The sequence below is a fragment of the Caulobacter sp. FWC2 genome (assembly GCF_002742625.1).
GTDB lineage: Bacteria > Pseudomonadota > Alphaproteobacteria > Caulobacterales > Caulobacteraceae > Caulobacter.
Map to the genome: position 1 here is coordinate 4,886,645 of NZ_PEBF01000001.1, position 22,515 is coordinate 4,909,159.

The window sequence follows — 22,515 nt, forward strand, 5'->3', positions numbered from 1 at the left end:
GCCGCATCAGCGGGAGCTTATGGTTAACCGGTCTTTAGAACTTGAAACCCTAGTCTCAGCCGTCGGTTGAGGAGCGTCAGCGTCAGGTGGGCACCAGCGGAAAAATCGTCGCGATCGCCAGCCACCTGCCCGAGCAGGTGCTGAGCAACGACGACCTGGCCGCCCTTTATCCCAGCTGGCCGGCCGACAAGATCCTCGACAAGACCGGCGTCCAGACCCGCCGCATCGCCGCCCCCGGCGAGACCGCGGTCGACCTGGCGGAGGCCGCCGCCAAGGCGCTGTTCGCCCAGGGCCGGGTATCGCCGAGCGACATCGACTACCTGCTGTTCTGCACCCAGGCGCCGGATCACATCCTGCCGACCTCGGCCTGCATCCTGCAGCAGCGGCTGGGCCTGCGCACCGACATCGGCGCGCTGGACTTCAACCTGGGCTGCTCGGGCTTCGTCTACGGCCTGTCCATGGCCCAGGCCCTGATCGCCAGCGGCCAGGCGCGGCGCGTGCTGCTGCTGACCGCCGACACCTATTCCAAGCTGATCCACCCGATGGATCGCGGCGTGCGCAGCCTGTTCGGCGACGGCGCGGCCGCCACCCTGATCGAGGCCGTCGAGACCGATGCGCCGGCCCTGGGCCCCTTCGTGTTCGGCACGGACGGATCGGGGGCCGAGAACCTGATCGTCCCGGCCGGAGGCTTCCGCCAGCCGCGCACGGCGGAGACGGCCGTGGTCACCGAGGACGCCTCGGGCAACCTGCGCTCGGCCGACCATCTCTACATGAACGGCGCGGCGATCATGACCTTCACCCTGGGCGCGGTCCCGGCGGCGATCGACAAGCTGCTGGCCCGCGCCGGCGCTGCGCTGGACGACTACGACGCGGTGGTGCTGCACCAGGCCAGCGCCTTCATCCTGGACCGCCTGCGCCGCAAGCTGGCCGTGCCCGAGGACCGCTTCGTGGTGGCCCTGCGCGACTGGGGCAACACCGTCTCGTCCACCATTCCCATGGCGCTGGAGCCGCTGGTCAGGGACGGGCGTGCGCGCCGCGTCCTGCTGGTCGGCTTCGGCGTCGGCTATTCCTGGGCCGCCGCCCAGGCCCTTCTCTAGGAGCACAGCAATGCAGACCCTGTACGCCGGCCTGGCCGAGATCTTCGAGATCGACACCGCCGAAGTGACCGCCGACACCGTCCTGGCCAACCACAACTGGGACTCGCTGGCCATCGTCTCGACCATCGCCCTGGTCGACGAGATCTGCGGCGAGCTGCTGGACGGCGCGGCCCTGGCCGAGTGCGTCACGGTCAGCGACATCGCCGCCCTGATCCCGCAGGCCAAGGCGGCCTGATCATGACGACCACGGCGCCTGCCTCGCCTGCCAGCGACTCTGAAAAGGGGGGCCGCCGTCGGGGCGGCTACGCCCTGTCCGGCGTCGCCCTGCGCGGCGTGGTCTGCGCCGTGCCCGGTCCGCCGATCCCCAATTCGGTGATCGCCCAGACCCTGGGCGACCAGGCCGTCGCCGACGTCGTCAAGATGGTCGGGGTCGAGACCCGTCACTGGGCCGCGCCGACCCAAACCAGCGCCGACCTCTGCGCCGCCGCCGCCGAGCGGCTGCTGGAACGGCTGGGCTGGGCGCCCGACAGCATCGACGCGCTGATCTTCGTCACCCAAACACCCGATCATCCGCTGCCCGCCAGCGCCTGCCTGCTGCACGGCCGCCTGAAGCTGGCCAACGACTGCCAGGCCTTCGACGTCAATCTGGGCTGCTCGGGCTATGTCTACGGCCTGTGGCTGGCGTCCAGCCTGATCCAGAGCGGCTGCCAGCGCGTGCTGCTGCTGGCCGGCGAGACCAGCAGCCGCCTGGTCGATCCCAGCGATCGCGGCACGGCCGTGCTGTTCGGCGACGCCGGCTCGGCCTCGGCGCTGGAGCACGACCCCGCCGCGTCGGCCATGAACTTCCGCATGGGCACGGACGGCGCCGGCGCGGGCGCGCTGATGGTGCCGCAGGGCGGCTTCCGCCCCGTCGATCCCGACCGCGCCTTCACCCTGGACCCGACCCGCCTGCACATGGACGGGGGCGAGGTGTTCACCTTCACCCTGCGCGAAGTGCCCAAGCTGGTGGCCGCCACCCTGGCCGACGCGGGCATCACCGGTGACAAGGTCGACGCCTACCTGCTGCACCAGGCCAACCGCTTCATGCTGCGCCATATCGGCAAGAAGATCGGCGCCACGGACACCGACCGTCTGCCGATCAATATCGACCGCTATGGCAACACCAGTTCAGCGACCATACCCCTGCTGCTGGCCGACGACATGGCCCGGCGCCTGACCACGGGCTCGGCCCAGCTGATGCTGGTCGGCTTCGGCGTCGGCCTGTCGTGGGGCGCGGTGCTGGCCGAGTTCGGCCCCCTGGCCTGCGCCGAAGTGATCGCCGCATGACCTTTTCGCCAGACGCCCTAAAGGACCGGACCATCCTGGTCACCGGCGCCTCCTCAGGGCTGGGCCGCGCCACCGCAGCCCTGATCGCCCAATGCGGCGGCCGGGTGATCGCCACCGGCCGCGACGAGGCCCGCCTGACCGCCACGATCGAGAGCCTGGCCGGCGAGGGCCACACCGCCTTCGCCGCCGAGCTGAACGACGCCGACGCAGTCGCTGATCGGATCAGCGCCATCGCCACCGAGGCCGGCGGCCTGGACGGCGTCTTCCATTCGGCGGGCAGCGAGCTGATCCTGCCGGCCCGCCTGACCAAGGCCAAGCAGATCGACGGCGTGTTCGGGGCGGCGGTGCATGGCGCCCTGGGCCTGGGCCGCGCGGCCGGCAAGGCCAATGTGATGAAGGCCGGCGCGTCGATCGTGCTGATGTCCTCGGCCTCGGCCCAGCGCGGTCGCGCCGGCATGATGGCCTATTCCGCCGCCAAGGCCGCGATCGAGGGCCTGACCCGGTCGCTGGCCTGCGAGCTGGCCCCCAAGGACATCCGCGTCAACGCCATCGCCGCCGGCGGGGTCGAGACCGAGATGCACGCCCGCCTGGCGCGCGGCCTCTCCGACGCCGGCATGAGCGCCTATGAGGCCCAGCACCCGCTGGGCTTTGGCCAACCGGACGATGTGGCTTCGGCCGCCGTGTTCCTGCTGTCGCCCGCCGCCCGCTGGGTGACCGGCGCGGTGTGGGCCGTCGACGGCGGCTACCTGGCCAGCTGAGGGATTTGGCGCGATGACGGACTATGTGCTGGTCGGCGGCGGGGCCTTCGCCCGCGAGATTCACGACTGGTTCGCTCCGGGCCTCTCCGGCGGCGACCGCTTCGTCGGCTATCTGGACGACGGCGACCAGCCGATGGCCGCCTTCGGCCGCGACCTGCCACAGCTGGGCGACACCACGGCCTACGCCCTCGCACCCAACCAGCGCCTGGTGATGGCCGTCGGCGATCCGGCCGGCAAGGTCGCCCTGGCCGGACGGCTGGGCGGCCCGCAAGCCTTCGCCACCCTGATCCACCCCCGCGCCTGGGTCTCGGCCTCGGCCGGGCTGGGCCACGGCGCCGTGGTCGGTCCGTTCACGGACGTCTCGGCCGACAGCAAGGCCGGCGACCTGCTGACCCTCAACGCCTATTCCAGCCTGGGCCACGACGTCGCCGTCGGCGACTTCGTCACCCTCAGCGGCTATGTCGACCTGACCGGCGGGGTGACGGTCGGCGACCGCAGCTTCTTCGGCTCGGGCGCGCGGGTGCTCCCAAGGCTGACCATCGGCGCCGGCTGCATGGTCGGGGCCGGCGCGGTCGTGGTGCGCGGCTGCGAGGACGGGGTGACGCTTTACGCGGCGCCGGCGAGGCGGCTTTGAGTCCCCTCGACCAGACCCTGCTGACCACCTGGTGGCACCTGGTCGCCCACCGGAGCGAGCTGGCCGAGTCGGGCGCCTTCCTGCGGCTGGACTGGGCCCTGGGCGACCTCGTTCTGCACAATGACGAAGGCCAGATCATCGCCTTCGACAATGTCTGCCCGCATCGCGGCGCGCGGTTCTTCGTCGAGGACCATGGCGTCGGCCGGGCCGTCTGCCCCTATCACGGCTGGAGCTATCGCGGCGGCCAGGTCCGCGTGCCCCTGGCCAAGACCTTCCCGCCCGGCGCCCTGGACAAGGTCGGCCTGCGCCGCTTCCAGACCGCCTGGTGCGGCGACTTCCTCTTTGTCGGGATCGAGCCCGCGCAGGACCTGCCAACCCAGCTGGCCGGCGCCTTCGCCCCGCTGGCCGAGGTCTCGACCCGGATCGCCGGCCGCCGCGACTTCAACGCCTTCGAATTCCAGTCCGACTGGCGCGTGGCGGTCGAGAACGCCCTGGAGAGCGACCACGTCAATCCGGTCCATCCGCGCACCCTGGCGCCGCTGGGCCTGCAGGATGACGCGATCGTCTTCGACGGCCCCAACACCACCTATGCCGCCCACATCACCGACAGCCGCACCCTGCGCGGGCTGAAGACGATGGGCCGGTTCTTCGAGGCCGAGGGCGCCTATCGGGGCTACTGGACGATCTACGTCTTCCCATTCGCCATGGTCTCCTCGACCTTCGGCTATTCCTATTCGCTGCAGACCTTCCTGCCATCGGCCACGCCGCACCGCGCCCACTTCTGCAGCCGGCAGCTGGCCGGCAAGGTGAAGCCCGGCTACGAGGCCGCCGTCGCGGCGTTCCTCGACTCCAGCGCCCGGGTCAACCGCCAGATCTTCGACGAGGATCATGCGATCTGCGCCCGCGTCAGCCCGCACTACGACCTGACCTCCGCCGACCGGGTGTTCTCGCCCGGTGAAGCCCGCGTCGCCCGCCTGCACGCGATCCTGACGGCGATGACCAACCAAGAGGACCTGCCCTGATGGCCCTGTTCGATTTCCTTCAGGAAGGCGCTCAAGAGCGGTACCTGCCGTCGATCAAGATCATCGCCGATCGCTGGGACATCATGCTGGGCGAGAACGCTCTGGATGGCGTCGACGACTACACCTTCGTCGAGGAGGTGATCAGCCTGCTGGAAAGCGGCCGCTACACGCCCGACATCATCCTGCAGGTGATCTCCGACCTGGGCTCGATCGCCTGGTGGCGCGGCCCGCACCTGGGCGACGCCCACGCCGGACGCGTCGCGGCCCTGGCGCGCCGCCTGCACCTGAGCAGCGCCGACGCCCTGACCCTGCCGCCGCGCGACATTCCCCTGGGCGCCGTGCGAGAGGCGCATGTGGTCTTCGCCGGCGACCTGATGGGCCCCTTCCACTCGCCCTCGCGCGGCGCGATCGACTATGTCGCCGCCCTGGCCATGGACCCGACCATCACCCGGATCGACCTGCACCACGGCGGCGAGACCCTCTCGGCCAACATGCAGGCCTATATTGACGAGCGCCTGGGCCACATCCCCCACGAGCGCGGCGTGCGGCTGATCTCCACGGTCGAGAACCCCGACTATCTGGTCGACGCAATCCGCAAGGGACCGAGCACCTATCACTTCTGGTGCGAGCCGATCATGGCCCCGCAGATCACCATCGCCAGCCGCCTGGGCCCGACGGTGATGTTCACCTGCGGCGACGAGCCCCCGCCGCAGTACGCCGACGTCTTCTGGTACTTTCACGAGCCCCAGCACATGGCGCCGATCTGGAAACGCCGGGGCGCGCCGGCCAGCTATATCCGCAACTACGTCCAGAGCCTGTCGGGCCCGTTCTATGACGAGGGTCCGCCCGCCCCGCGCGCCCGTTCCGAGGTCGGCTTGCCGCAGGACGCCTTCGTCATCGCCACGGTCGGCAACCGCCTGGCGGTCGACCTGGACGAGACCTTCGTCACCGGGATCGAGAAGATCCTGCGCGACCGGCCCAACGTCATCTGGCTGGTGGTGGGCGGCCTGCCCGACAACCTGCTGAACGCCTGCGAGACGATCCTCGGCGACCAGTTCCACTACATCTACCAGGACCAGGAACTGGCCCGGCTGATGACCACGGTCGACGTGTTCGCCAACCCGTTCCGCCAGGGCGGCGGCAACAGCGCCATGATCGCCCTGACGGCCGGCGCGGTGCTGCTGACCACCAATGACGGCGACGTCGCCTCCATGGCCCCGCACGACCATCGCGCCAAGGATCCCGAGGACTATTTCGCCCGCCTGGCGACGCTGATCGACACGCCCGGGGCCCTGGACGACTGGCGGGGCCCGCAGCAGGAACGCCGCCGGCTGATGAACGACCAGACCCACTTCCTCAGCGCGCTGAAGGCCATGGTCGACCTGGCCCACCAGCGCTTCGAAGCCCGCCAGGGCCGCACCCTGACCTCGGTGGTCAACGAGGGGTGAGGGGCGATCGCCTTCCGCTGAGCCGTCGGACCGCTTAGCGTCGGCGCATGGCGGATTGGGGACTCCTTTTCGGATGGCGGACGGCGCTGCTCGGCGTCGCGATCCTGCAATGCGTGCTGCTGGCCGGCGCCCTGGCGCGGAGCGGGCCCAACCGGGCGGCCAACCGCTTCCTCGCGGTCGCCCTGGTGGTCGTCGCCGGGATGCTGACGCCCTATGCGATCGGTTTCGCCGGCGCCTATGACCGTTTCCGCTGGCTGACCTTCGCCCCGTTCGCCATTCCCCTGGCGTTCGGGCCGCTGCTGTACGGCTACGCCCACGCGCTGGCGGACGGGACGGCGCCGCGTCGGATGCGGCTGCACCTGCTGCCCGCCCTCGCCCAGTTCGCCTATCTGGCCTTGTGTTTCCTGATCCCCGGGGACGCCAAGTGGGCGTGGTACACGGGCGGGCACCGCGCCATCGTCTCGCCCGTGCTGGACGTGATGGGCCTGGTGAGCCTGGCGGCCTATGCCTACGCCATCGGCGGGCTCTTGCGGCGTCAGCGCAAGCGGCTGGCCGACCACCGCAGCGACGACGAGCGCTTCTCGGCCCACTGGCTGGGTCGGGTCCTGACGGTGATCCTGGCGGGCCTGGGCCTGAAGGCCGGCTTCTGGCTGTGGTCGCTGATCGCGGGCGGGATCGACTTCTTCCAGGAGACCGGCCTGTACCTGGCCCTGGCCGGGGTCGGCGTCTATCTGGGCGTAGCCGGCTGGCGACAGGCCGCGCTTCCCGTGCCCTTGGCCGCCTCGGACCCGATCAGCGCAGAACAGGAGCCCTCGCGCTCCCCCGACTGGCCGTCCATCGCCGCCGAGATCGCCGACCGCACCCGCGACGCCGGCTGGTGGCGCGAGCCGGACCTGTCGCTGGCGCGCCTGTCCCGGCTTCTGGGCACCAACAACGGCCGCCTGTCACGGGCCATCAATCTGGGCCTGGGCGTGAACTTCTCCAACTTCGTCAACGGGCTGCGGGCCGAGGGCGTGGCGCGGGCGCTGGAGGCCGGTTCCGACGACGACCTGCTGAGCCTGGCGCTGGACATGGGTTTCGCCTCCAAGGCCAGCTTCAACCGCGCCTTCAAGGCCCGGTTCGGCGTCTCGCCCTCGCGGTACCGGCGGCAGGTCTCAGATCCTGCCTTTCTGCCGGCCGACGCGGAAATGAGGCGCGCCGCGCCGTGAGCCGAGGCATGGGCTGGGCTCCGTTCGTGAGGATCCCTCCATGCCCTTGAATCGTCGTCGCCTGTTGCAGCTTTCGGGCGGCCTGGCCCTTGGCGCCGCCCTGCCCGCCTGGGCCGACACCGTCACCGACGACTGGAGCGGCGACGTCGCGATCCTGCGCCAGGCCTGGGAGACGATGCATCCCGGCGTCTATCGCTACAGCACCCCGCAGGAGATCTCGGCCCGGCTGGACGGCCTGGCTCGCGCCTGGGCCGCGCCGGGGACGTTCCGCGACCGCTTCCTGGCCCTGACGCGCGTCACCGCCTCGCTGAAGTGCGGCCACACCTATCCCAGCCCCTACAACAGCAGCGACGCGACCGTGGCGCGGATCTATCCGGACCGGTCGCTGGTCCCGTTCCTGTTCCGCTGGATCGATGGCCGGATGGTGGTGATCCGCGACGACAGCGGCGCGGCCCTGTTCCCGCGCGGCGCGGTGATCACCGCCATCGACGGCGTCGCGACCCAGGACCTGCTGGAGCGCCTGATCCCCCTGGCCCGCGCCGACGGCTCCAACCGGGCCAAGCGCGTCAGCCTGATGGAGGCGCGCGGCGAGGATCGCTTCGAGACCTTCGACATCCACCTGCCGCTGGTGCTGCCGCTGAAGGACGCCGCCGCCTTCACCCTGGCCGACGGCCGCGTCGTTCGCGCGCCCCTGCTGACCCTCGCCGATCGCCGCGCCGGCTTCTCCCCCACGGTCGAGGTCGCCAAAAACGCCAATCCCTGGACCCTGAGCAAGGGCGATGACGGCGTGCATCGCCTGACCATGCCCGGCTGGGCGCTCTATGAGTCCGACTTCGACTGGCGGACCTGGCTGGGCGGGGTGATGGACGATCTGACCGGCGATGGCGCGCGCGGCCTGGTCGTCGACCTGCGCGGCAACGAGGGCGGCATCGACTGCGGCAATGTCATCATCAGCCGTCTGATCGATCGCGACCTGCCGCTGTCGCGCGACCAGCGCTGGACCCGCTATCGCACCGCGCCCGAGGCCTTGCGGCCGCACCTGAAGACCTGGGATCGCAGCTTCCTGGACTGGGGCGAGGCGGCCGTCGCCTCCCCGGAGCGGCCCGGCTACTATCGACTGACGCGCGCCGGCGACAACGGCAAGTCCGGCCTGATCCAGCCGGCCGGGCGTCGGTTCAAGGGGCGGGTGGCGGTGCTGTGCGACGCCTCCAACAGCTCGGCCACCTTCGGCTTCGACCAGACCTGCAAGGACAACGGCCTGGCGACGCTGGTCGGCCAGACCACCGGCGGCAACCGGCGCGGCATCAATGGCGGGGCCTTCTTCTTCCTGCAGCTGCCGGCGTCGAAGCTGGAAGTCGACCTCCCCTTGATCGCCAGCTTTCCCGCGACGCCCCAGCCGGACGCGGCCATCGAGCCCGACATCGCCGTGGCCACGACGGCCAAGGATATCGCCACGGGTCGGGACCCACAGATGCTGGCGGCGACGGCGCTTATCCTCGGACGATGATCCGCAGCCGGCTCTTTGGGCCGGCGACCGCTCAGGCCGCCGCGCGCGCCAGTCCGGACAGCCGCTCGTCGTCATGCGCGTCGGGCCAGGTGGTCCGACGGGCGCGGCCCCGCGACAGGAACAGCAGCGGAAGCTTCAGGGCCAGCAACTCGCCGTGCACGAACCCGTCGACCGCGCGCTCGTACCCGTTCGCCTGCCGCCGGCCATGGTCGGCCAGCCAACCGTCATAGGGCGCCCAGTGGCTGGGCTCGTCCTGTTCGATCACGCGGAAGATCTTGGTCAGGGTCGCGTCCTGCCGAACCCAGGGATTGCGCAGCAGGACCTCGACCTGCCGGTGGCCCCGCTTCTCGGTCAGGGAGATGATCCGGCAGAGGCGTTCGAACAGGTCTTCGCGGCCGATCAGCGCGGGGTCCAGGGCGTCGATCGGCGAGCCGAACATGATCTCGACGAAGCGGTCGATGTGGCCGCAGGCGCGATCGACATCCAGCGGCATGACGCCCCGCCGTTCGAACCAGCGCCGAAACATCATGTAGTGTTTGCGCTCGTCGGCGCGGTGCTTCTCGATCAGGTCGATCAGCCTGTGATCGTCCGGCCAGCTCGACCGCACCGCCCACAGCATGCGGTCGATCGCCGTGTAGCCCCGGTGCTCGTTGTAGATGTAGATCGAGCAGAGGAGATCGAGATAGCGATCCCTGAACGCGCCAGCCATGGGCTCAAACCTTGATCGACCGGTTCGGGTTGGCGCCGCCACCGCCGTGAACCTTGACCAGAACGGTCGGCCGGCGCGCCTGTTCCCAGGGCTCGAAAAGGGTGACGCGGCGGGTCGCCCTCTTGTGTTATATTATATCACCCCTAGATATGAGCCGACCCAGCCCCAGGAGCCGCCTTCATGCCCCCCACCCTCGCCAAGGCCCTGGACGCCTCCGCCGTCGGCCTGTCGGCCCTGTGCCTGGTCCACTGCCTGGCCTTGCCGGCCTTGGCCCTGCTGCTGCCGGTGCTGGGCCTGTGGGCGCAGGCCGAGTGGGTGCACGTGGTCTTCGTGTTGATCGCCGCGCCGGTGGCCGTGCTGTCGTTCGTCGACCCGTCGACCCGCCGGCCGCGCTCCCGGCCCCTGGCGACGTTAGCGGTCCTGGGTCTTGGCCTGATGATCGCCGGCGCCCTGGAGTTTCCGTCCGCCGCCGACGAGCGCGTCCTGACCGTGCTGGGCGGCCTGCTGCTGGCCGGCGCCCACCTGACCAACTGGCGCCGCCGCCATCACGACGCCCACTGCGCGGCGTGTGAATGAGGCTGCGAAGCCGGCGGTGAGCGGCGTCCGGATCTCCCGGTCAGTCAGCTTAACGGATCGCCCTGATCGGCTACGGCTTTGGCCTGCCCGTCCGGGTGTTCAACCTGGCCTGGATGGCGCGAACGGGCTTTGAGCTCGATCCCCATCGGCTGGTCCCCGCCGTGTCCGCTCTACGGTCGTTTCTCTATGAGCCCGCGCGGCTTGGCGTGACCATGGGTCACCTCGCCGTCGCCACGCTGCTGTTCAGATACGGCGTCTTGGGTGAGGCGAAGATCCTTCGCGCCCTGGGAAGGATGTCGCTGACGACCTACAGCCTGCAATCCATCCTGACGTCGCTGCTGTTCTATGGTTTTGGACTTGTCGGATCGATCAGCTTCTCGGGACTGATGCTGACCTCCGCAGCGATCTGGGCGGTCACCGGAGCCATGGCCGTGCTCTGGCTCCGCAAATTTCCGATCGGTCCCGCCGAATGGCTGATCCGCGCCGCTGCCTACGGTCGATGGAGATCAAGGCTTCCCGGTGCAGGGGCCTGATCGGCGAGCGGAGGTGGCCCTCGCTCCGATGGCGCCAGGAAGCAGACCTTCGTAGCGACTATTTGGCTGACCAACTTCCCGCGTGAGGTCGCCGAGGCGGCGCTGGTCCACACTGTGGGACCGACGTGGAGCAGGCCTACCGGCGGGGCGACGCCTTGTTGAAGCGACGGAAGCTCATGGAGGCGTGGGAAACCTTCTGCGAGCGCCCAGCAACCGCTATACTGAGATTTATTGTTGCCCAACCGTTTCGTTTGCTTTCTTCATGGCCCTTATACCTGTAGAGACGTACTTTATCTGCAGCGCGCATTGAACAGGACGCTCTAGATATTTCACATCTTCCCACTTGAAGAGCCTGACGGACCTATAGGCCGGGTTGTACATTAGAACGCCCCTCTCCACTGCGGCGATGTACTTTCCGCAATACCTGTGTGGTCCGTATGTTAGGAGGGTGTTGCTATTCGAGAATGCAACAGCAGCGCCGGCAGCCGAGCCCACTGCGAATGAAGCAACGATAAGCGTCATCCCCCACATAACGGACAAGTTTATAAAATGAGGAATTCGGCCAACTACGCTCAAGTTAAAGCACTGGATACCAAATATAACCAGCACCCCGGCACCATAGGTCCGCAGAACGTAGCCTAAAGCGTTGCCTATAAAATTGTTCGCATCGAAGTATAGAAGAACCCCGAAACAGGCGAACAAAAGACCCACAATTACGATTAAAAACCTAACTCGGTTAGGCTCCTTCTCGATAGCTCTCGCTAGCATTCCGATCGGCGCATCTAGAAAATTCTTATCCGTTGCGATGGTATGGGTCTGGAGAATGTAGGTCAGCGGAAACGTGATCAAAAACAACGGTAGTATGGGCCAAGCGCGGGTGATCACGTCTTTGACTGAGAACATCGAAATCCACTCGCCGCCGACTACGCTCAGAAAACCTTCAGTGAAGATCATGGCTGCCGTCAGTGTGGCGGCAGTAGCGAGCGGAAGCGCGCCTAGAAACATTTCGAATAAAGGCTTTCCGGTCATTTCTCGCGACGTCATGCCACCCTCCCCGAGCCCTTATGCTGCACGATAGTTGAACAGTGTGGTCACGATCAATTGCCGCTAGAGGGTGCCATCCATCCCACTAAATTATCTTGACCGCGCTTGAAGCCAACTTCCGACTAGGGTCGGCGCCTACCGTCGGCGTCGTGCCGACGCGCCGACCCTCAGTCGCCACACAAAGCTTGAGCCCCACGGTCGGATAAGGTTCGACCCTCATCCACCCCCCGGAAAGGACCCGCGCATGATCACCGTTTGGGGCGGACAGACTTCGCGATCGATGCGGGTCGTGTGGGTGCTGGAGGAGATGGACCTGCCCTATCGCGTGCGGCAGGTGGACATGCTGGCGCCCGAGCAGGACCCCGAATTCCTGGCGATCAACCCCGCCAACTACATCCCGGCGATCCAGGACGGCGAGGTCGTCATGGTCGAGTCGATCGCGATCATGGAGTACCTGATGGCTCGCTATGGGCCGACGCCGCTGGCGCCCGCGCCTCGGGATGCCGCCTTCCCCGCCTATCAGCAATTTCTGCACCTGGGCGAAGCCGGCCTCGCGACCCTGATGATGCCCGTCGTGGTCAGCCGCTTCATCGCGCCCGAGGCCGAGCGCGAGAACTGGGGCGCGACCTGGTGCCTGCGGTCGTTCCAGAAGCGGCTGCAGCTGGTCAGCCAAAGGCTTGCACACTCGCCCTACCTGGCCGGCGAGGCCTTCACGGCCGCCGACATCTCGGTGACCTACGCCCTGAACCTGGGCCAAAGGACCTGCGGGATCACCCTGGGCGAGGTCGAACAGGCCTATCTGGCCCGCACCACGGGTCGCGACGCCTATAAGAGGGCCGTGGAGCGTTCGCACGAAGGGGTGAACACCTGACGCCCGCCTCCTAGGTCGAGACACGCGTGATCGGCGTTCTGCGGGAACGTCCGGCCATCCGGGGCGTCGGAGCATTGTGTGACGATTTCAGGCTAGAAAGTCTTTTTGACTCTTCCGTCAAAAGACTTCACCAGGGCCCAGATACACCAAACCCGCCGCGGGGGATAATCGCGACGGGCTGGCTATTTCTCGATCATTCGATCTAGGCGGGCGTTTCCTCCCCGAAACGCCGAAGAACGGGAGCTCTCTGTTGGGCTCGTTTCGTCCTTGCATCCTGTAGAAACGTCAAATTCATGACGGTGTCAACGCGGCAAATCCCTTTTTCGCAAAGGTTCCGCCGAATTTTTGACGCGAGTGGCGTTGTTTGGACCCGAAAGTCGATTTTACCTCGTGAATCGATGTTTTATTTTGACTATCTCGTCAAAACTTAACGAACGAGCGCGGCCGTGAAGCGGTCCAGCACGGCCGAGCGCGACTCGAACACATAGTCCGGACGCGACACGGTGACGGGCTCGACCCCGGCGGCGGCCAGGGCGGCGGCGGCGTCGAACAGGTCGCCGGTCGCCAGCAGGGCGCCGTTGGCCCGGCGCGAACCGCCCTTGGCGACGAAGGCCGCCACCGCCGCCTGCCCCGCCGCGTCCTGCTCGGCCGGCCAGACCAGGGTCGCCAGCTTGCCCGCCCGCCCCTTGGCCTCGACCACGGCCAGCAGGCGCTTGAGGCTTTCGAGCTGCTCCGGCGTCCAGGCGGTGATCAGCGAGGCGGTCAGTTGGGCCTGGCTCTTGAGGATCACGCCGTCCGACAGGATCTTCAGGCCATTGGCGGCCAGGGTCGCGCCGGTGGTGGTGATGTCCACGACCAGCTCCGCCGCGCCGGCGGCCGGAGCGCCCTCAGTGGCGCCGCTGCTCTCGACGATGCGGTAGTCGGCGACGCCGTGGCGGGCGAAGAAGGCGCGGGTCTGGGTGACGTACTTGGTCGCCACCCGCAGGCGGCGGCCGGTCTTGGCCAGGTGCAGGTGCCCGACCTCGTCGACATCGGCCATGGTGTCGACGTCCAGCCAGTTCTTGGGCGCGGTCACCACCAGGTCGGCGCGGCCAAAGCCCAGGGCCCGCAGCAGCATGACCCGGCTGTCCATGTCGTCGCCGCGCTCGCGCAGCAGGTCCTCGCCCGTGACGCCTAGGTGCAGGTCGCCGCTGTCGAGGCCGGCGGCGATGTCGCCCGCCGACAGCAGACGCACCGAGACGCCCGGCAGGCCGGCCAGCTCGGCCGAATAGCCGCGCGCGCCGCCGGTCATTTCCAGCTTGAAGCCGCAGTCGGCCAGCCAGGCCTCGACCTGGTCCTTCAGGCGGCCTTTCGAAGGGATCGCGAAGATCATGGAGCCGCTCATTCGCCGCCTCCCGCATAGGCGCGCGCCGGACGGACCATGCAGCCCACCGCGCCGGTGTTGGTGGTCACGCCCAGCTTCGAGGGCAGGCCGTCATAGCGGCCGCCGGCGGCGACGGGCCGCTCAGCGCCAAGAGCAGCCGAATGCACTTCGAACAGGTAGCCGTCGTAATAGCCGAAGGCCCGGCCGAAGGCGGCGGCCAGGGTGGCCTTGTCCAGCGGGACGCCGCGTTCGGCCATGCCCGACAGGCGCGCGCGCCAGCCGGCGATGGCGGCCTTCAGGCTCGCGTCGTTGGGTCCCGCCAGGGCGGCGATGGCGTCCAGCGCCGCGTCCGGACGATCGGAGACGGCGAGGAAGGCGCGGACCTTGTCGGCCTGTTCCGCGTCCAGACGACCGGCCTTGGCGGCCTCGGCTTTCTCGACCAGGCGGTGGGCGATCTCGGCGGGGCGGCGGCCGCCGACGGGCTCGACGCCGGCCAGGGACCACAGCTCCTGCAGCACGGCGGAAGCCTCGCTCTCGGGCAGGCCGGCCAGCAGCGAGGCGATCCGCGACTGCTCGCTGGAGAGAGTGGAGACGTCGCCGTCCAGCTCGGCCTTCAGCTGGCGCGGCTTGGCGAAGGCGCGCTTGAGCCGGGCGGCCAGCGGCGGCGCCAGGTCCAGGCTGTCGACGAAGGCGGCGAACAGCGAGACGTCGCCGAGGATCATCGACAGGTCCGACCGGCCGCCAGCGACGGCGCTCGCCCAAGCAAGGGAAGCGATCTCGGCGTCGGCGGCCACGGGGTCGCCCGCCTCGAAGGCCTCGACGCCCAGCTGCAGGAACTCCTCGGCGCGGTCCGAGCCGCGCGGGGCGACGCGGAAGGCCTTGCCCTCATAGCGGCGACGGGCCGGCTCCCCGCCGTTCTCGAAGTGCTGGCGGGCCACGGCGACCGTGAAGTCCGGCCGCAGGCAGGCCTCCTCGCCGCCATCGCCGGAGACGACGAACAGCCGCGAGCGCATGGCCTCGCCGGTCAGATCGAGCAGCAGGCCCAGGGGCTGCAGCACCGGGGCGTCGGTCAGGGCCGCGCCGGCCAGCAGCAGGGGCGCGCGGATGGCGTCGAGCGCCTCCGCCGGAATGGAACGCTCGAGCCTCATCAATTAGCCCTCGATGATCTTGCGCACGGCGGCGACGAGCTCACCGCGCGGAATGGTCTGCTGGCCCGGACGCTCGGCCTTCCAGGCGGCGTTGTCGGTCACCCCCTCGGCGGCCTGACGGCCCGCGTCGAGGTCCTTGATGGTCACGGTGCCGGCGGCGATCTCGTCCCCGCCCAGCATGACCACGGCCGGCGCGCCCCGGCGGTCGGCATATTTCATCTGCGGCTTCATGCCCGAGGTCCCGAGATACACCTCGGCCGCAATGCCCGCCGCGCGTAGCTGTCCGACCACGGAGAAGTACTCAGCCATGTGCGCCTGGTCGAAGGTGATCACCACCACCGGCCCGCGCGCCACGCCGCCCGGCTCGCGTCCGGCCGCCCGCAGCGCCGCCGCCAGGCGGGTGACGCCGAACGAGAAGCCCGTCGCCGGCGTCGCCGTCCCGGTGAACCGCGCCACCAGGTCGTCATAGCGCCCGCCGCCGCCGATCGAGCCGAACGAGACCTTGTTCCCCTTCTCGTCGGTGGTGCTGAGCAGCAGCTCGGCCTCGAACACCGCGCCGGTGTAGTATTCCAGCCCCCGGACGATCGACGGATCGATGAAGGCCTGGTCGTCGGCTATCCCTAAGCTGGTCAGCGCCGCGTCGATCCGCGACAGCTCCAGCAGGCCCTCGTCGCCCTCGGCCGAGCCGCCGATCACCTTGGCGATGTTGTCCAGCGTCGCGCTCCGGCCACCGGCGCCCGCCGACACGAAGTCCAGCACCGAGTCGATCGCCTTGCCCTTGAGGCCCGCGCCCTTGGTGAAGTCGCCGCTCTCGTCCAGGCGGCCCTCGCCCAGCAGCAGGCGGACCCCGTCCACGCCAAGACGGTCCAGCTTGTCGACCGCGCGCAGCACGGCCAGCTTCTGGCCGGCGCTTTCCGCCCCCGCCGAGGTCAGCAGGCCGTTGAGCAGCTTGCGATTGTTGATCTTCAGCACCGCCGCCCCGCGCGGCAGGCCGGCCGCTTCCAGCCCCTCGACCGCCATGGCGATGATCTCGGCGTCGGCCTCCGGACGGGCCGAGCCCACCGTGTCGGCGTCGCACTGGATGAACTGGCGGAAGCGCCCCGGCCCCGGCTTCTCGTTGCGCCACACCGGCCCGAAGGCGTAGCGGCGGAACGGCTTGGGCAGGGTCTCCCAGTTCTGGGCCGCGAACCGCGCCAGCGGCGCGGTCAGGTCGTAGCGCAGCGCCATCCACTGGTCGTCGTCGTCCTGCAGCGCGAACACGCCCTCGTTGGGCCGGTCGCTGTCGGGCAGGAACTTGCCCAGGGCGTCGGCATATTCGAACGCCCCGGTGTCCAGGGCCTCGAAGCCGTAGCGCTCATAGACCGCCGACACCGCCTCCAGGATCGCCCGCTCGGCCCGCAGGTCGCGAGCGCGCTTGTCGGCGAAGCCGCGCGGGGCGCGCGCCTCGGGGCGGAAGGTTTCGGCGGTGTTCGTAGAGTCGTCGGTCATCGTCGGTCCTTAGATCTTCAAGGCTTCGACGGATGGCGCTTATGCCAAGCCCCATCCGCTAGGCGGGGCTCTGGCTGGGTCGCTCGGCTTAGAGCGCGCGGACCCGGCCGATCCCGCGAGGCGAGTTCGGATGGTGGTGGCAGCCGTGGTGGTGCGGCAGGCGGGTCATCGGGCGGGGGTGTAGCGGAGATGGGGCGGTGGGGGAAGGGGTGAGCTTCGCAGCAAGGCTTGGCCTCGGGCAAACCGCACCCGTTGCACTATCCACGCCCGCGCCATAACAATCGCAGGTCGAGGGAAAAATCCATGCCTTTCAAGAGCGAAGTCCGCGATAGCACTATCAACGCCCTTCTAGAAAAAGCGCGCGATAGAAACTATCGGCAGTATCTAGCAAAATTAAATCTCAAAAAGATCCGAGGATTTACAGACGAGCCAATATCTTTTGACTTCCCTGTGACCGCAATTATTGGACCTAATGGTGGCGGGAAGACAACCGTACTGGGATCAGCCGCGATCATCTACAAGGACATACCGCCTCGAGCGTTCTTTTCGAAAAGTGGAAAGTACGACGGCGGAATGCAAGACTGGTCAATTGAGTATGAAATAATAGACCGTGACATAGCCCCACGCGCATCTGTTCAGAGAACAGCGAGCTTCAAGAGCCTGAAGTGGAACCGCGATGCGATGCGGCGCCCAACATTACTGTTTGGCGTTTCGAGGACTGTTCCAGCTAGTGAGAGAAAGGAACTTCTTAGCTGTACATCGCGAAAGTTTTCAGTTCCCGACAGCCGCATAGTGTCTTTCTCCGCAGAGATTAATGAAGCTGTATCTAGGATTCTTGGAAAAGACGTATCCGGATTCAAAGAAATCCAGGTACACGCCACCGGCGCGGTAACGTTACTCACCGGAAAAACGTCCCTAGGGGTTGGTTATTCTGAGTTCCACTTCGGCGCTGGCGAATCCAGCATCATCAGAATGGTTGCTGCTATTGAAAGCGCGCCCGATCAAGCCCTAGTCTTAATTGAGGAAATCGAGAACGGCTTGCATCCCGTGGCAACAATTAGACTTGTTGAGTACCTTATATGGGCAGCAGAGCGAAAAAAGATACAGGTTATATTCACTACACATTCCAATGAAGCCCTACACCCACTTCCCAGCAAGGCTGTTTGGTCTGCCACTAAAGACAAGCTATTCCAGGGAAAATTAGATGTAGCGTCCCTAAGGGCCATCACAGGTCAAATTGAAACTGCGTCCGTAATTTTCGTTGAGGATGATTTCGCCAAAACCTGGATGGAAGCAATACTAAGGCAAAGTTCGCGCGCCATAATCGACCACTTCCAAGTTCATGCGATGTCGGGAGACGGGACGGCGGTTGCGATGAACAACTATCACAATACAAATCCCGCAATTACCGTCCCGTCAGTTTGCGTAATCGACGGCGATTCTCGCCAATCGGACGACGAAGCACAGAAGATTTTCCGCCTACCAGGAGGATCACCCGAGGCCTACGTTTTTGACTCCTGCATGGACGAATGGTCGACGATCGGCGGGAAACTCTCTGTCGCGCTCCTCCAAAAGTTTGAAGATAGCGAGAAAGTTCGAGAAATTTGCGAGGATGTTCGAAGAACCAATAAAGACACTCACCTCTTGTTCTCCCAGATAGGGGAGCGCCTCGGCTTGGTACCCGAGAGAACAGTGGCATCTGCCTTTACGACACTTTGGGCGCAGGCCCACCCCGAGGCGGTCCAAGATCTACTCGCGAAAGTCTCCAAGGGGGCCAAAGCCCTTGGAAGTGCAGAAGCGGATAGCACAAAGCCAAAATGGTCTTAACCTCGCACCTCACGGCGAGACAACCTCAGTGCCGATCTCGGGGAGGTCGGACGGCGCTAGAGGCTGGAGCGCAGACCATACTCTTCCTCCCGTCATTCCCGCCACAAGGGCGGGAATGACGGGGGTGGGGTGGCGAGGCGGCGCGGGGCGCTGGCCCCCTCCACCGGCGTTCGCCGGTCCCCCTCCCCCAGGAGGGGGAGGAGAGCGGAAACGTCCAACGGCTTGCCCCAGGGGTCGCCAGCCGACCTTGGTCGGGGCGAGCCTTTCATCTCTTGGAGGCTGCAGCGTGCAGGGCTGATCAGGTCAGTCAAGGACGGCCCTCCGGGCCGCCGCGCGCGGTGGCGAAGCCATCCTTGAGTGACCTGATCAGCCCTGCGATCGTCTCGCCGTGAGATGTAAGGGGGGCTCCGACCTCGGGGGTCGGATGGCGGCGAAGGGAAGAGGTCGCGCACCGGAAACCCTCTCTCATGGAGAGAGGGAGGGGCCCGCGCCGGAGGCGTGGGAGGGTGAGTGGGTAGGCGAAGCCCCTGGACGATCTTGGCGCTGTTAGGGATTCCGTGCCGGCACGCCGGCTGAGGGTGTAACCACTCACCCTCCCAAGCTCCGCTTGGGCCCCTCCCTCTCTCTAAGAGAGAGGGTTTCAGAACGCGCCCTCGCGGGGATTGAGCGGCCTCTATCCCCGGCGTTCGCGGCGCCGAACCCCACGAAATCAACCGCTTCCCACTTTTTCGCGCCCCCGCATCATCGGCGTTCAGCACCGCCGCATACTCAGAGCTGTCCCCGTCGCGGGGGAGGGCGTTTGGATCCGGCCCAAAACGGCGGCGGGGGTAGGTTGAGCGGGGCCGCTGGCGGTTCCCGGCGGAGCCTTCACGCCACGTCGCTTACTCTTTAGGAGCGCGTACGGGTGACGGGATCGTTGGGGCCAGAGCCATCAGCGGAGCGACAGGGCGGTGATCGTACAAGCCGCCTATCGTGGATCGTCGGGGTCGAGACGGATGTAGCCGATCGACTTGGTCCGCGCCCGTCCGGGGGCTAGTGGGGTCCCGAGCTGAAATACGCTCACGCCCCCCATCCTCACGGGCAAGAACAACCTGGCGGAGCGGTCTGCGAGCCGAAACACAAACAAACCTCACGGTCCCCGGGTTCGCCCGGCCGCTCCGTCGCCTCCCCAACACCCACTCGCAGCCGCACGGCGCGAGGTCGATGAAACACGTTCCCTCCCCCTCGATGGGGGAGGGGCAGGGGTGGGGGTGACCACGGCGGTCGATGCCGCGCACGGCGGCCAGCTCAGCAGTCACCCCCATCCCCAACCCTTCCCCCATCCAGGGGGAAGGGGGCAGACAGGAGAACCCCATGCCCAAGTCCAAGCCCCCGCGTCGCAAGCGTCCGCGCCATGTCGTCTCGCGCACCCGGTCGCTGCTCGACTTCTATGACGACCTCGAACGCATCACCGCCCAGGCCGAGCGCGAGGCCGAGGCGCTGGCCGACAAGGTCCCGGCGGCCGAGCTGGCGGTCATGCGGGCGACCTGCGCCGAGAACCGGCGGATCTTCGCCGAGGGGCGGGCCGAGCTGCTGGCCCCCAGCCGAACGCCGGTGCTGGATCGCCTGGCGACCGAGGCGCGCCGACGCGGCAAGTAATCACTGTTCAGGCGGACGCTTTCACCTGGCCGTAGAGCTCTTCTTAAGTCAAACCCCAACCGCGCCCAGACTTATCCACACGCCCGCCGGTATAGCAACATGAACGTCCTGTAATATAACTCAGAAGTAATGCACATTTCGGTCTTGTAACTTGAGGCTACGAGCCCACGCCGTCACAGCTTCCCGCACAGAGGGGAACGTTGATGACCAAGACCATGCTGATGGCCACCGCGGCCATGCTTTGCCTCGCCGGCGCGGCGCACGCCGGCGACGCGGACAAGGCTCCGACCGCTCCGGTTCCCGCTGGCCAGGAGGCCGCCCAGACGCCCGTGCCGACAGGCCCGACCGACAAGGCGCCGCTGGACGACAGCAGCCAGCGCGGCGTGCTGGTGTTCCAGCCGGAATTCTTCGCCGCCCAGCGCCCCAACACCGCCCTGGACATGATCAACCGGGTGCCGGGCTTCATCGTCAACGACGGCACCGGGGCGCGCGGCTTCGAGGGCGCGGTCGGCAACATCCTGATCAACGGCGACCGTCCGGCCTCGAAGAACGACGCTGGCTCGAACGTCATGAACCGCACGCCGGCCAGCCAGGTCGAGCGCATCGAGCTGATCCGCGGCGGCGCCCCGGGCATCGACATGCAGGGCTATTCGGTGGTGGTGAACGTGATCCTGAAGAAGGGCGCCAGCCAGCAGTCGATCCTGACCTGGAACGCCATGATCTTCGACGGCGGCCACGACATCTATGGCGGCAGCTACCAGTTCAACAACACCAACGGCGACAAGACCTGGAGCATCACGCTCAGCGACGGCATGGGCAGCAGCGACAGCAACGGCCCGGGCGTGAACGTGCGCCGCGACGGGACCGGCAAGGTGATCCGCGACGAGAAGTACCTGAACGACGGCTATGGCGGCGGGCGCGGCATTCGCGGCAACTTCTCGACCCCGTTCAAGGGCGGCAAGCTGGAAGGCACCGCGCGCTATGGCGTCAACGACTGGCAGCAGTGGCAGGAACTGACCTCGGCCACGGCCCTGCGCCGCAGCGACTATGCCGAGGAGAGCCACACCACCGAGCTGGGCCTGACCTACACCCGCCCCCTGGCCCCGAAGTGGAGCCTGGAGACGCGGGCGATGTTCACGGGCGAGAACTTCGACAACGCCTCGACCAGCGACGAGACCCTGAACGGGACCAAAAGCGCCCAGCAGCGCTTCACGGCCGATGGCGACAGCACCGAGGCGATCCTGCGCGGCCTGCTGCGCCACGACTTCTCCAAGGCCCTGACCATCGAGGCCGGCGGCGAAGCAGCCTACAACATGCTGGACGTGAAGCAGGCCTACAGCGTCGGCGGCGCGGCCGTGCCCCTGCCCTCGGCGTCGGTCAAGGTCGAGGAGCTGCGCGGCGAGGCCTTCACCAAGGCGACCTGGCGCGTGAACCCCAAGCTGACGCTGGAGGGCGGCCTGCGGCTGGAGAAGTCGACGATCAAGCAGTCGGGCGACGCCGACAACGAGAAGAGCTTCTTCTACGCCAAGCCCCGCTTCCTGGCGACCTGGACGCCGGTGGCCGACAACCAGGTGCGGGTGCGCTTCGAGCGCGAACTGGGCCAGCTGGACTTCGAGGACTTCGCCGCCTCGTCGGACCTGGAGGACGAGACCGTCTATGGCGGCAATGTCGACCTCAAGCCCGAGCAGCGCTGGATCAGCGAGATCAGCTACGAGCGCCGCTTCTGGGGCCAGGGCATCGTCTCGATCGGCTATCGCCACGACGAGATCATCGGCGTGATCGACCGCCTGCCGCTGCCGAACAACCTGTCGGCCACCGGCAATATCGGCGACGGCACGCTGGACCGCCTGTCGCTGAACATCGTGGTGCCGACCGACAAGCTGGGCATCCCGGGCGGCCGCTTCACGTTCAAGAACGACTGGAACGAGACCCACGTGAAGGATCCGACGACCGGCAAGGATCGTCCGATCACCCGGGTGCGCCCGACCCAGGCCAATATCGGCTTCCAGCAGGACCTGCCCAAGCACCGCATCCAGTGGGGCGTCAACTGGCTGCCGCTGCTGGGCCAGGGCACCTATGACGTCGACCAGACCAATGTCTGGCGCGGCGCGAACTACTACGAGTTCTTCACCGAATATAAGCCGACCCCGACCCTGGCGATCCGCGCCCAGCTGAACCTCTGGGACGACTACACCATCCGCCGCACGGTCTTCGCCAACCGCGCGCCGGAACGGGCCGTGGCCTATGTCGAGGACCGCGCGATCGACCCGCGCACCTTCGTCAGCTTGCGGGTGCGCAAGACGTTCTGATGCGGGATC

Annotated in this window: 19 protein-coding genes and 1 pseudogene; 16 read left to right on the plus strand and 4 right to left on the minus strand. The window is 67.4% G+C overall.

What is annotated here, in order from left to right; translation table 11 throughout:
- The first annotated feature begins 86 nt into the window (after positions 1-86).
- The 9 genes from CSW62_RS23045 to CSW62_RS23085 are packed head-to-tail and all read left to right on the plus strand — an operon-like array spanning position 87 to position 9,000.
- Positions 87-1,097 carry a ketoacyl-ACP synthase III gene (locus tag CSW62_RS23045; protein WP_099581812.1) on the plus strand — a complete coding sequence of 337 codons (1,011 nt, stop codon included), beginning with the start codon at positions 87-89 and terminating at the stop codon, positions 1,095-1,097.
- Positions 1,098-1,107: 10 nt separating this feature from the next.
- Complete coding sequence (locus CSW62_RS23050; RefSeq protein ID WP_099581813.1) at positions 1,108-1,332, plus strand: phosphopantetheine-binding protein; 225 nt, start codon at positions 1,108-1,110, stop codon at positions 1,330-1,332.
- Positions 1,333-1,334: 2 nt separating this feature from the next.
- A complete protein-coding gene (locus CSW62_RS23055; protein WP_099581814.1) occupies positions 1,335-2,423 on the plus strand; it encodes a 3-oxoacyl-ACP synthase III family protein in 1,089 nt (362 codons plus the stop codon).
- Positions 2,420-3,181, plus strand: a complete 762-nt coding sequence (locus tag CSW62_RS23060) for an SDR family NAD(P)-dependent oxidoreductase (protein ID WP_099581815.1) — start codon at positions 2,420-2,422, stop codon at positions 3,179-3,181. Before CSW62_RS23055 ends, CSW62_RS23060 begins: the two co-directional genes overlap by 4 nt.
- A gap of 13 nt (positions 3,182-3,194) precedes the next feature.
- Positions 3,195-3,815, plus strand: a complete 621-nt coding sequence (locus CSW62_RS23065; RefSeq protein ID WP_158235480.1) for an acetyltransferase — start codon at positions 3,195-3,197, stop codon at positions 3,813-3,815.
- A complete protein-coding gene (locus tag CSW62_RS23070; RefSeq protein WP_158235481.1) occupies positions 3,812-4,837 on the plus strand; it encodes a Rieske 2Fe-2S domain-containing protein in 1,026 nt (341 codons plus the stop codon). Before CSW62_RS23065 ends, CSW62_RS23070 begins: the two co-directional genes overlap by 4 nt.
- Positions 4,837-6,285 (plus strand): hypothetical protein, encoded by a 1,449-nt coding sequence (locus CSW62_RS23075; RefSeq protein ID WP_099581817.1) that lies wholly within the window; start codon positions 4,837-4,839, stop codon positions 6,283-6,285. The genes CSW62_RS23070 and CSW62_RS23075 overlap by 1 nt, the downstream gene beginning before the upstream one ends.
- Positions 6,286-6,332: 47 nt before the next feature.
- Positions 6,333-7,493 carry a helix-turn-helix domain-containing protein gene (locus CSW62_RS23080; RefSeq protein ID WP_099581818.1) on the plus strand — a complete coding sequence of 387 codons (1,161 nt, stop codon included), beginning with the start codon at positions 6,333-6,335 and terminating at the stop codon, positions 7,491-7,493.
- A gap of 40 nt (positions 7,494-7,533) precedes the next feature.
- Positions 7,534-9,000 (plus strand): S41 family peptidase, encoded by a 1,467-nt coding sequence (locus CSW62_RS23085; protein ID WP_099581819.1) that lies wholly within the window; start codon positions 7,534-7,536, stop codon positions 8,998-9,000.
- 31 nt (positions 9,001-9,031) lie between these two features.
- On the opposite strand, the gene CSW62_RS23090 is transcribed toward CSW62_RS23085, so the two are convergent.
- The gene (locus CSW62_RS23090; protein ID WP_099581820.1) at positions 9,032-9,709 is read right to left on the minus strand and encodes a hypothetical protein; all 678 of its coding nucleotides are present in this window, start codon (positions 9,707-9,709) and stop codon (positions 9,032-9,034) included.
- Positions 9,710-9,889: 180 nt separating this feature from the next.
- On the opposite strand from CSW62_RS23090, the gene CSW62_RS23095 reads away from it, so the two are divergent.
- From CSW62_RS23095 to CSW62_RS23110, 4 genes are all read left to right on the plus strand, one after another.
- Positions 9,890-10,285, plus strand: coding sequence for a MerC domain-containing protein (locus CSW62_RS23095; protein WP_099581821.1), 396 nt, complete (start codon positions 9,890-9,892; stop codon positions 10,283-10,285).
- 65 nt (positions 10,286-10,350) lie between these two features.
- The gene (locus tag CSW62_RS23100; RefSeq protein ID WP_255408401.1) at positions 10,351-10,818 is read left to right on the plus strand and encodes a DUF418 domain-containing protein; all 468 of its coding nucleotides are present in this window, start codon (positions 10,351-10,353) and stop codon (positions 10,816-10,818) included.
- 893 nt (positions 10,819-11,711) lie between these two features.
- Positions 11,712-11,765, plus strand: a complete 54-nt coding sequence (locus CSW62_RS27545) for a hypothetical protein (RefSeq protein WP_143324469.1) — start codon at positions 11,712-11,714, stop codon at positions 11,763-11,765.
- A 341-nt stretch (positions 11,766-12,106) separates the two neighbouring features.
- Positions 12,107-12,733, plus strand: a complete 627-nt coding sequence (locus CSW62_RS23110; RefSeq protein WP_099581823.1) for a glutathione S-transferase family protein — start codon at positions 12,107-12,109, stop codon at positions 12,731-12,733.
- Between the two features lie 427 nt (positions 12,734-13,160).
- Here CSW62_RS23110 and hisG read toward each other — a convergent pair whose 3' ends face one another.
- The 3 genes and pseudogenes from hisG to hisS all read right to left on the minus strand — a co-directional run bounded on the left by hisG (position 13,161) and on the right by hisS (position 16,732).
- On the minus strand, positions 13,161-14,117 hold the full coding sequence (gene hisG / locus CSW62_RS23115) for an ATP phosphoribosyltransferase (RefSeq protein ID WP_099581824.1): 957 nt from the start codon (positions 14,115-14,117) through the stop codon (positions 13,161-13,163).
- Positions 14,114-15,288: pseudogene (locus tag CSW62_RS23120) on the minus strand (ATP phosphoribosyltransferase regulatory subunit). Before CSW62_RS23120 ends, hisG begins: the two are co-directional and overlap by 4 nt.
- Positions 15,248-16,732: a histidine--tRNA ligase gene (gene hisS, locus CSW62_RS23125; RefSeq protein WP_099581826.1), complete on the minus strand. Its 1,485-nt coding sequence runs from the start codon at positions 16,730-16,732 to the stop codon at positions 15,248-15,250. Before hisS ends, CSW62_RS23120 begins: the two are co-directional and overlap by 41 nt.
- A 303-nt stretch (positions 16,733-17,035) precedes the next feature.
- Here hisS and CSW62_RS23130 point away from each other — a divergent pair, with 303 nt between their 5' ends.
- The 3 genes from CSW62_RS23130 (at position 17,036) to CSW62_RS23145 (ending at position 22,506) form a co-directional block, all read left to right on the plus strand.
- On the plus strand, positions 17,036-18,559 hold the full coding sequence (locus CSW62_RS23130) for an ATP-dependent endonuclease (RefSeq protein ID WP_099581827.1): 1,524 nt from the start codon (positions 17,036-17,038) through the stop codon (positions 18,557-18,559).
- Positions 18,560-19,912: 1,353 nt separating this feature from the next.
- Positions 19,913-20,197: a hypothetical protein gene (locus CSW62_RS23140; protein ID WP_099581828.1), complete on the plus strand. Its 285-nt coding sequence runs from the start codon at positions 19,913-19,915 to the stop codon at positions 20,195-20,197.
- Positions 20,198-20,397: 200 nt separating this feature from the next.
- On the plus strand, positions 20,398-22,506 hold the full coding sequence (locus CSW62_RS23145; protein WP_099581829.1) for a TonB-dependent siderophore receptor: 2,109 nt from the start codon (positions 20,398-20,400) through the stop codon (positions 22,504-22,506).
- Positions 22,507-22,515 lie beyond the last annotated feature (9 nt).

Coding starts and splice junctions, on each gene's coding strand:
- CSW62_RS23050 (WP_099581813.1), top strand. CDS start 1,108: ATGCAGACCCTGTACGCCGGCCTGGCCGAGATCTTCGAGATCGACACC.
- CSW62_RS23055 (WP_099581814.1), top strand. CDS start 1,335: ATGACGACCACGGCGCCTGCCTCGCCTGCCAGCGACTCTGAAAAGGGG.
- CSW62_RS23060 (WP_099581815.1), top strand. CDS start 2,420: ATGACCTTTTCGCCAGACGCCCTAAAGGACCGGACCATCCTGGTCACC.
- CSW62_RS23065 (WP_158235480.1), top strand. CDS start 3,195: ATGACGGACTATGTGCTGGTCGGCGGCGGGGCCTTCGCCCGCGAGATT.
- CSW62_RS23075 (WP_099581817.1), top strand. CDS start 4,837: ATGGCCCTGTTCGATTTCCTTCAGGAAGGCGCTCAAGAGCGGTACCTG.
- CSW62_RS23080 (WP_099581818.1), top strand. CDS start 6,333: ATGGCGGATTGGGGACTCCTTTTCGGATGGCGGACGGCGCTGCTCGGC.
- CSW62_RS23085 (WP_099581819.1), top strand. CDS start 7,534: ATGCCCTTGAATCGTCGTCGCCTGTTGCAGCTTTCGGGCGGCCTGGCC.
- CSW62_RS23090 (WP_099581820.1), bottom strand. CDS start 9,709: ATGGCTGGCGCGTTCAGGGATCGCTATCTCGATCTCCTCTGCTCGATC.
- CSW62_RS23095 (WP_099581821.1), top strand. CDS start 9,890: ATGCCCCCCACCCTCGCCAAGGCCCTGGACGCCTCCGCCGTCGGCCTG.
- CSW62_RS23110 (WP_099581823.1), top strand. CDS start 12,107: ATGATCACCGTTTGGGGCGGACAGACTTCGCGATCGATGCGGGTCGTG.
- hisG (WP_099581824.1), bottom strand. CDS start 14,117: ATGAGCGGCTCCATGATCTTCGCGATCCCTTCGAAAGGCCGCCTGAAG.
- hisS (WP_099581826.1), bottom strand. CDS start 16,732: ATGACCGACGACTCTACGAACACCGCCGAAACCTTCCGCCCCGAGGCG.
- CSW62_RS23130 (WP_099581827.1), top strand. CDS start 17,036: ATGCCTTTCAAGAGCGAAGTCCGCGATAGCACTATCAACGCCCTTCTA.
- CSW62_RS23140 (WP_099581828.1), top strand. CDS start 19,913: ATGCCCAAGTCCAAGCCCCCGCGTCGCAAGCGTCCGCGCCATGTCGTC.